Consider the following 7,622-nt stretch of genomic DNA (forward strand, 5'->3'; position numbering starts at 1 on the left):
AGAGCCTCTGGACATTGGTTCCCAGGCATAGCCTGGGAACCAGTTATAAAACTCGCATTTGTAGGGTGCTATTCGGCGCACCTGCGCTGAGTCCTTGAAAATATTTCTTGTCCCCCCCTTATTAAGGGGGGTTAGGGGGGATCTAGACTTCGACCCTACAAATAATAATTATTTAACTCCCGAAAACAAACCCTGCCAGTCTCCTGGAGAACTGGCATTTTCCCCCTCTTTCACCTCAAAAGTAACGTTGCAAGCTTGCGGTTGTTCCAAAGCCTCCACGCACAATTCTGCAATATCTTCCCGACTGACTTTGCCCCTAATATTGTCTCCTTGCTCAAATATTAAAGCTTTGCCTCCCGGTTCTTCAGTCAAAGCGCAGGGTCTGACAATAGTATAAGGTATGCCGCTCGATCGCACACAATCTTCCCCTTTCAACTTCCAAGTCAAAATCCCCCCCAACATATCATTCATCCTGACTGCCGGCGGTTCTTCTTCCAAGTTAATTCCAGGGCGGCCCGGGCGGGTAACTCCTGCCGAACTCACCATCACAAATCGCGGCCAAGTCTGTCCCCCATAAGCTTTAATAGATTCTAACTCCAGTTGAAAAATACCCGGTGTAAATTTCGGGTTGAGCGCGCCGTCATATTCAAACTTGCTCAACATTAACTGAAAAGAAAAAATACTGCTGCCATCAAATTTAGAGCCATCCTTAACAGTTTTCGCGCGGAATACTGGAATTAACTCATCAAAAGGAACGGTGATAGTAATCCAGGTATTGTAAACAGTATCAAACGAATAGCAATAGCCAATTCCATCCCATTTAGCTTCGTTGCGAACAATCAATTTGTAGCGCTTGCCGTCTCCTTTGACGCGCAGGTGGAGGCCGCTAAACCCTGTGAGATTGAGCGGAGGATCAAAGTTGCGGGTACGTACCGAAGCAAAACCGCCCGAGTTGGCAGTAGAAACATTGCCTGTGAATATAGCTGTATTGTCTGTCAGCCGGATCGAACTTTCGCTAGTGCCGCCCATCACGATGTCGTCCAGGGCACCCCAAGTTTCTTTTAAATCTTGGCTGGGTTTTGTGAAGTCAAAAATTGTTTTGTCGCCTGGTTGAATTAGCTGGCGGCGAACAGCTTGGACTAAATTATTAAGGCCTTTGTATTCGACTATTTCGGGAACATCCACAACTTCCGGCATATAAAATTTGATGCCTTGATAGTATTTTTCTCTGGTGGGCGTATCTCCTTCTACTGGTTGAACTTTGGTGCCGGTGCAGCAGATAACTGCTTCCACACCCTCGGTTACTAGCGGTGTTAGCGTCTCTGGCAGAGTGATATCTCCTTCGACTAATTCGACATTTTGGCCGAGAATTTCTGTTGCTCTTTTAGCATCTCTGACGAGGCAGCGTACTTTATATCCCCGCTGTTGTAGCCGCTTGACAACTCGCTTCCCGACGCCGCCGGTGGCACCGGCTACCAGTATCAGTTTGGGTTGGTCTTTTTTAGTTTTGCTGCTGCTTCCAAAGAGTTGTTGCAGCCAGCTAATGCTGCCAATGAAGGGAATGACGCCGAAATAAGCCAAGGTTTTGAGAAACCGGCCGGCATCCCATTGGGCGGTTTTTTTTTCAGTCATATTAGCTTCCTGTGAATTGGCTCAAATCTACTTAGCTGCTTTTGTATTTTAATCGAATTTTCGATTTGTGAATTTGGGCGATTTCCTAGCCTACCCTTCGGGAACCCCTGCGCGGACTTTTTTTCACTTGACAATGGGTGTGGGATGAGTTTGGCTCAAGGGAATCTCAATAATCAACTCGGTTCCCTCTCCGGGGGCTGAAATGCAGCTCAATTTGCCGCCGTGTTGTTCCACCGCAATTTCGTGGCTAATCGCCAAACCTATCCCCGCACCTTTGCCCACCTGTTTTGTGGTAAAAAAAGGCTCAAAAATTTTCTGGCGAACTTTTTCTTCCATGCCCCAACCGTTGTCCTTGATCCGAACTGCTACGGCTTTTTCTCCCGGACAGATTTCAGTCACAATCCGAATTTGTCCGCACGTGACTGGCTCTTCTTCGTCCCCGCAGTGCGACGATAAATTATTGTTGACAAAAGCATCTTCGAGAGCATCAATTGCATTTGTCAGTACATTCATAAATACTTGGTTGATTTGAACTGCGTAACACTCAACCAAAGGCAGAGAGCCATATTCTTTGATGAGATGAATTGCTGGGCGATCGGGCTTCGGTTTGAGTCGGTTGCTCAAAATCAATAAAGCGCTGTCCAATCCGTCGTGAATGTCAACTGGTTTAATCTCTGCTTCGTCAATTCTAGAGAAATTTCGCAGCGACTGAACTATCTCGCGGATGCGGTTAGCTCCTACTTTCATTGAACCCAGCAACTTCGGTAAGTCTTCAACTATAAACTCTAATTCAACTGCTTCTATTTGTGCTTGAATTTCGGGCGAAGGCGAGGGATAGTTCTGGTCGTAAAGCTGCAATAAATTGATCATTTTTTGACTGTATTCGTTAGCATAGCTAAGATTGCCGTAGATGAAGTTAATCGGGTTAGTGACTTCATAAGCTACCGCCGCCACCAACTGTCCCAAACTTGACATCCTTTCGCTTTGCACCAATTGAGTTTGCGCCCGCTTAAGCTCGGACATCGCTGTTTTTAAATTAGCAGTCTTTTCCCGTTCTCTGGCGACTGATGCTTCTAGTGCTGTATTTAATTTTTCGAGTTTATCGACTTGGCAAAGCACTATATTAATCATTGCTTTTTTCAGTTCCAATGCAGCGTCTATTTCGCATTGTTTCCAAGGCAACGATTTGTACCTCACATTTTCTTTCCACAGCTCGAAGGATTTCCTAGGAGACAGTCGAGGGTTGCCATCTTCATCGGTTTCAACTGGTTTGTTGGGGTTGCCCGCCCAATTTACGGTCTTAATTACTTCCGGGCGAAACCACAAAACGTATATTTTCTGAGTCGGCGATATTGCTATAGCCAAACACCCGCTGGCCGTGTCTTTAAATTCCTCAGCTTCTGGATAGCATTGGGTGAGCGAGTCTGTATAAAAAATTTCTTTATTTAAATGCTTTTGCACCCACTGAGTTAAGTATTTGAGGGATTCTCCTTGAGGTGTTTGCCCGACTCGATAGCAATTGTCTCCAAATACTATTGCGGCTCCCTGGGCGTTGACTGCTTCTAGCAAGTTATGCTGACATTTAACTAACACTTGTGACAAGTTGTCGGACGTGGATATGTCTTCAAAAATCTTGGTTTGAATCGATTTTAAGTGTAGTTTGTAGTCGTAGTCTTCGTTTCCTTCTTTTGATTGCAGTTCTAAGGACATTACTTGCCCGATAAATTCGCAGGCTGCGCGCAATTCATAGTTGAGGTATTTTGGTGTATAGTTGTGGCAAGCAATCAATCCCCACAGTTTTTTGTCTTTGATTAACGAGATTGACATCGAAGCTGCAACGCCCATATTTTGCAGGTATTCTATGTGAATGGGAGAAACGCTTCTCAACACGCTGAAACTCAGGTCTAGGGGGTGGGTGGTAACAGCATTGTTTCCCGAAACAAGGGGGACGGGTTGATAATTAATATCTGGGATTAACCTCAGCCAATTTAACGCATACAGTTGTCTGGCTTGTTTGGGAATATCTGAACTAGGGTAGTTTAATCCCAAGAAAGGACTTAGATTTTCTGCTTTGTCTTCAGCGATCACAGCGCCGTTGCCTTCGTGGTCAAATTGATAGAGCATAACTCGATCAAAACCAGATATTTTTCTGACTTCTTCTACAGTTATTTGAGATAATTCTTTGAGAGTTTGGGCGCTTTGAATTTTGCTGACAGTGGCTCTCACTGAATGATAAAAGCTAAAAACAGAAAGATTTTCTGGGTTGGTGGCTAATTCTAATTCGACCATCAATACTTCTTCTCCTCGGTGAAGTATGCAGTCAAATTCTAAATATTTACCTGCGTTTTTGACAACAGTGAGTTTAATGGGATTAACGGTTTTTAAGTTTTCATTAAGCAAACAAAGCTTGAGTTTTTTTAATTGAACTCGATTGAATAATAAGCTCAAATTTTTACCGATCGCACTTTCTGCATCAATTCCTAACAAATCTTGCGTATTTTCGCTGACTTGGACTATTTCTAGTTCAGGTTCTCGTACAACAAGTAGCACCCCGTGTGGCTGAATGTGCCCCGATATGTGAATGGGTTCTCTGTCGCAGTTTGTCAAGTCAACTTCTTCGAGTGCGGGAATTGTGATTTGTTGATCCATTTGCTTTGTCTTCCGCTGTAAAATTTGGAGAGGATTCTATTGATTTGAGATTTGAGAGCAAATTAGCTTTTCCATAATAATCTCATATTGTTCGATCGCATAACGGCTCGATCCCCGGACGGACGCTGAGAATCCATCCTCCGAGAATCTGCGAATCAAAAATGATTGAGTCGAAAATCAGCCTGCCGTATGTGTTGCTGTTCAACCCGCCTCAGCCTTCTAGAAATTTTACCGACTTGGCTCTTCTATACTATCGCTTCCCGATGTTAATTATCACAGCAATTTTTGCCATTCTTCAAGTATGTTTAATAATTTCCCCAAACTTTAATATTTGTGGTAAAATTTTGCCCCCTGAAAAAGGGGGAGAGAAATGCGTCTCCAGAGCGGCCTACTTACGGAAATATTAAGTTAAGGTAAGGGTGACAAGATCTGAAAGTCAAGTCACGCTAAGCTCTTTAAGTATACCCAACAGGCCCGACAATTAGACTGATGATCGACTTCAATACAGTTACCGAGTTTTCTTATACCTACTGCATAGCTATCTGTGCCTTTTTAGTTCCGGCAAACTTGCTGACTACATTGCAGACAGTGATTTTGACAGCACTAAACCGACCTCGAATACAAGTTTGGGCGTCTGTGGTTGTGGCCAGCCTTTGGGCTACAGCAATGATATTTCACGTTTTTACCTGGTTCGCGATCGGGGTAGTAATGCCTCCGACATACATCTTGCTAGTTATGGCAATTACTTGTCTGACAATCAATGTCTGGGCGATCGCTCATCCTGCAAGCATGATGCAATTAATTCGAGTTGCGGTATCAGTTGTTAGGGGAGCTTTCAAAAGGAAGAAGGATTTAGTTGTCTAAGAGAGAAAGATCTAGTTATCTAGCAACTCAAAAAGAATTTGGCAGGGGGTAATGTGAAAAGTTTCATGGAAAATATTGGTTTCTGAATAGTTTTTCGGGTGGCCCATCGTGCTTCCGAGGGCTGAGTTTTCAGCGGTTATTCCGGTTCGCGATCGCGACAATCTTCTGTTTCCGGGCCGCGGGGATGGATCGTGCAGTTGAGCAGGTAGCCGCCATCGCTTCTGCCGTAATAGTAGCGGCATCCGATGCAAATTGCGGGAGGTTCGATCGCACTTTGGTAAACCGGATAATCCGCAGTCGCCAGCATCGAAAAGTCGCGCTGCGTCTGAACATTGCCGATAATAGCGCCGGATAGTTCGACACCTTGGCGGATGTTTTCGATCCTGGTGTAAGGCGGCAGGTAAATGTCAACACAAAGGCGTATGCCCTGGCTATCCTGATCGTGGCGGGTAATAGTGCCTCCGAGCAAACCGACGCGCGAAGCGATAGCCGAGGAAAATTCGCTCAGGGAGGTGCAGTAACCGGAGAAAACGTGAATATGTTCGTCCGTAGTAGCTCTCACAGTCAGGCGAGTGGGAATTCGCAATCTCAGGTAAGCGTCGAGTTCGTCAAAAACCGGTTCGGCGAGGGAGAGCATTTGGCTTGCGTCTTCGTGGTTGAGCCCAAAACCCTTAGAAACCTTGGACACGAGGGCTACTAAAATATCAAAAACTTCGGTTAAGAGCGATTGTAGCCTGCTATCAATGGCGATCGGACATTCTCTCAGCAGCTTTAAATAATCCTCCAACCGATGAGCAATGCGCTGAATGCTGCTAAATCCGAGCATAGCTGCTCTCCCTTTAATCGAGTGCGAGGCTCGGATGAGCTGGTGTATTCTTTGGGGAGCTGCCACGGTGTTTTGCAGATCTTGCAAGCCTTGTTCGATAATTTGGATCTGTTCTGTGGCTTCTTCGATAAAGTAGCCGATGATCCGCTGTAGTTGTTCTGGCAGCATAATTTTATTCTCCTAAAGGAAGCCGAGTATTATTAGTCATAACTCAGACCTTTGATAGTTTTGAATCGATATTTCACTGATGAGTTATTGGGGTTTTTAAGCGCTCATCTGTTTTATTCTGACTCACGGCAACTGTAGTGGCAATGTCGAAAACTGTTAACTCTTAAGTGTTGACAGTAATTTTTTTTTCTCCGACGGTAGCGGTTGCTACCCCCAACAGCAGCACCGCAGCACCTGCGAGTACCGGCGGCGCTGGCATTTCCCCAAACAGCAAATAACCTAACCAACTCGCCCCAACCGGTTCAAACAAGATAGCAAGAGTTACCAGAGTTGGGGAAATCTGCACTACGGCCCAGTTCAAAATGGTGTGGCCGACTAACTGAGGCAAAGCGGCCGTCAACAAAATATAAAAATATACAATGTCGGGGTAATTAGTATAAGTAGTGCCGAAGGCGAAGGGGAGAGGCAGCAGGACGATCGCAGCAACAGTATAGGCGATCGCGATATAGCCACCAATTCCCAGTCCCCGCCGCTGAGCTTCCCGGCCCAGCAGCAAATACAAGCTGACAGCCCAGGAACCAGCCAGAGCCAGGAAATCGCCAAGCAGTTGGCTGCTGCCAGCATGGGCTGCGCCCGCACTTCCCACAGCGATCGCCATTCCCCCAGTCAGGGCTATAGTAATGCCAGCGATCGACATTTTGCTGAGTTTTTCCCCGAACCAGAAGCGCGACAACAGCGCTACCCAGACAGGATTAGTGGTGACGAGGGCAGTCGAGGCGGCGATCGAAGTATAAGAAAGTGAGGTAATCCAGAGAGCAAAATGCAGCGCGAGACACAAACCCGCAGCAACAGCATAGCGCCGAGTTCCCGATTGCAGGGCGTTCCACTGAATTTTCCGCCAAGCCGGAAGCAGAATTAAAGCAGATAAAGTCAGACGAGAGGCCGCGAGTACCAGACTGAAACCCAAACCGCCCGCCCCTGCTGAAAAGTTAGCCAGCCGAATTAAGATTGAGGAAGTTGAGACGGCTAAAACCCCAATAATTAACACTAGAGCGATCGACCAATTAGGTGCTTGTTTCGGAAGATTCATTTTTTGGAAAATTGGGCATTGGGCATTGGGCATGGGGAAAATTTACAAAGCAATTTTCGCACAAATTATGAATAATTTCTATTCTCTTCTTCTCCTTTCCTCTTCTCTCTTCCTTCGTGTCCTTTGCGTCTTCGCGGTTCGTAAAAAAAAAACGATCGCCAATCATGAAAAATTGCTATACTCAAGAAATATTAACCTAGAGCGCACCTAAAATTACCTGATTTAACATCACACAAGTCCGAATCATCTCGTTTCGGGTTGCATCGGTATTGTTAAAATGTCCAAACAGTCAACAGTCAACAGTCAACAGTCAACAGTTAACAGTCAACAGTCAACAGTCAACAGTCAACAGTCAACAGTCAACAGTCAACAGTCAACAGTCAACAGTCAACA

The 7,622-nt window shown here is 45.5% G+C and carries 5 protein-coding genes; 1 reads left to right on the forward strand and 4 read right to left on the reverse strand.

Features of this window, described 5'->3' with window-relative positions:
* Positions 1-168: 168 nt before the first annotated feature.
* Both QUB06_RS18510 and QUB06_RS18515 read right to left on the reverse strand, forming a co-directional pair.
* A complete protein-coding gene (locus QUB06_RS18510) occupies positions 169-1,632 on the reverse strand; it encodes a CIA30 family protein (protein WP_333436514.1) in 1,464 nt (487 codons plus the stop codon).
* Between the two features lie 123 nt (positions 1,633-1,755).
* The gene (locus QUB06_RS18515; protein ID WP_333436515.1) at positions 1,756-4,281 is read right to left on the reverse strand and encodes an ATP-binding protein; all 2,526 of its coding nucleotides are present in this window, start codon (positions 4,279-4,281) and stop codon (positions 1,756-1,758) included.
* A gap of 489 nt (positions 4,282-4,770) precedes the next feature.
* Here QUB06_RS18515 and QUB06_RS18520 point away from each other — a divergent pair, with 489 nt between their 5' ends.
* A complete protein-coding gene (locus QUB06_RS18520) occupies positions 4,771-5,145 on the forward strand; it encodes a hypothetical protein (protein ID WP_333436516.1) in 375 nt (124 codons plus the stop codon).
* Positions 5,146-5,281: 136 nt separating this feature from the next.
* Here the strand turns inward: QUB06_RS18520 and QUB06_RS18525 are convergent, their stop codons facing one another.
* Entirely contained in the window at positions 5,282-6,139 is an 858-nt protein-coding gene (locus QUB06_RS18525; protein ID WP_333436517.1) for an Hpt domain-containing protein, read from the reverse strand.
* Positions 6,140-6,302: 163 nt separating this feature from the next.
* Positions 6,303-7,229, reverse strand: coding sequence for a DMT family transporter (locus QUB06_RS18530; RefSeq protein WP_333436518.1), 927 nt, complete (start codon positions 7,227-7,229; stop codon positions 6,303-6,305).
* Positions 7,230-7,622 lie beyond the last annotated feature (393 nt).

Origin of the sequence: Microcoleus sp. D2_18a_D3, from assembly GCF_036702455.1 — a bacterium.
Lineage (GTDB): Bacteria > Cyanobacteriota > Cyanobacteriia > Cyanobacteriales > Microcoleaceae > Microcoleus.

Excerpts from the sequence above, each read along its gene's own strand:
- QUB06_RS18510 (WP_333436514.1), bottom strand. The coding sequence starts at position 1,632 with ATGACTGAAAAAAAAACCGCCCAATGGGATGCCGGCCGGTTTCTCAAA.
- QUB06_RS18515 (WP_333436515.1), bottom strand. The coding sequence starts at position 4,281 with ATGGATCAACAAATCACAATTCCCGCACTCGAAGAAGTTGACTTGACA.
- QUB06_RS18520 (WP_333436516.1), top strand. The coding sequence starts at position 4,771 with ATGATCGACTTCAATACAGTTACCGAGTTTTCTTATACCTACTGCATA.
- QUB06_RS18525 (WP_333436517.1), bottom strand. The coding sequence starts at position 6,139 with ATGCTGCCAGAACAACTACAGCGGATCATCGGCTACTTTATCGAAGAA.
- QUB06_RS18530 (WP_333436518.1), bottom strand. The coding sequence starts at position 7,229 with ATGAATCTTCCGAAACAAGCACCTAATTGGTCGATCGCTCTAGTGTTA.